At 61.9% G+C, this 1,239-nt stretch carries 1 protein-coding gene; it reads left to right on the top strand.

Annotated elements, in window-relative coordinates; all coding sequences use genetic code 11:
- The first annotated feature begins 28 nt into the window (after positions 1–28).
- Positions 29–1,228 carry an IS256 family transposase gene (locus L3X40_RS21820; protein WP_237367428.1) on the top strand — a complete coding sequence of 400 codons (1,200 nt, stop codon included), beginning with the start codon at positions 29–31 and terminating at the stop codon, positions 1,226–1,228.
- The last annotated feature ends 11 nt before the right edge of the window (positions 1,229–1,239 follow it).

The following is a 1,239-nucleotide window of genomic DNA, read 5'->3' as shown; positions in this document are numbered from 1 at the left end:
ATAGAGATGGATAGGAAGGACCATCGATATGGCGATCGAGAAGGAGGTTTTGGACCAGCTTCTGGCAGGTCGTGATCCGCAGGACTTGTTTGCGAAGAACGGGTTGCTCGACGAGCTGAAGAAGGCGCTGTCGGAGCGGATGTTGTCTGCCGAGCTGGACGACCATCTGGAGAGTGAAGGCGCCGAAGGCGCAACAAACCGGCGCAACGGCTCGTCAAGAAAGACGATGCTGACGGGCACGTCGAAGGTGACGCTGGATGTTCCACGCGACCGTGCGGGGACGTTCGATCCCAAGCTGATCGCCAAATACCAGCGGCGGTTCCCGGACTTCGATGACAAGATCGTGTCGATGTACGCGCGTGGGATGACGGTGCGCGAGATCCGGGGGCACCTCGAGGAGCTGTACGGGATCGACGTGTCGCCGGACCTTATCTCAACGATCACCGATGCCGTTCTGGAGGCGGTCGCCGAGTGGCAGGGTCGCCCGCTCGATGCCTGCTACCCGCTGATCTTCTTCGATGCGATCCGCGTCAAAATCCGCGACGAGGGCTTCGTTCGGAACAAGGCGGTGTACATCGCGCTCGGCATCCTGCCCGACGGTACGAAGGAAATCCTCGGCATCTGGATCGAGCAAACCGAGGGCGCCAAGTTCTGGCTCCGGGTGATGAACGAACTCAAGAATCGCGGCGTGGCCGATATCCTAATCGCGGTCGTCGATGGCCTAAAGGGCTTCCCCGAGGCGATCAATGCCGCCTTCCCGGAAACGATCGTTCAAACGTGCATCGTTCATCTGCTCAGAAACAGCATGAGCTTTGCGTCGTGGAAGGACCGCAAGCCGATCGCGCAGGCGCTCAGGAGCGTCTATCGCGCCGAGACGGCCGAGGCCGGCCTGGCGGCGCTCGACGCGTTCGAGGCTGGCCATTGGGGCAATCGGCATCCCGCCATCGGCCTGAGTTGGCGGCGCCACTGGGATCAGGTGATCCCGTTCTTCGCCTTCCCCGAGGGGGTGCGCCGGATCATCTACACGACAAACGCGATCGAGGCGCTGAACTCGAAACTGCGCCGCGCCGTCCGGACCCGCGGACACTTCCCGGGTGACGATGCCGCGATGAAGCTGCTATACCTCGTGCTCAACAACGCGGCCCAGGAATGGAAGCGGCCACCGCGCGAGTGGTCCGAGGCAAAGACCCAGTTCGCCGTCATCTTCGGCGAAAGGTTCGTCATCTGATGGCGATAACC

This window comes from Rhizorhapis sp. SPR117, assembly GCF_021742065.1.
This window is presented reverse-complemented; position numbering and strand designations above follow the sequence as displayed.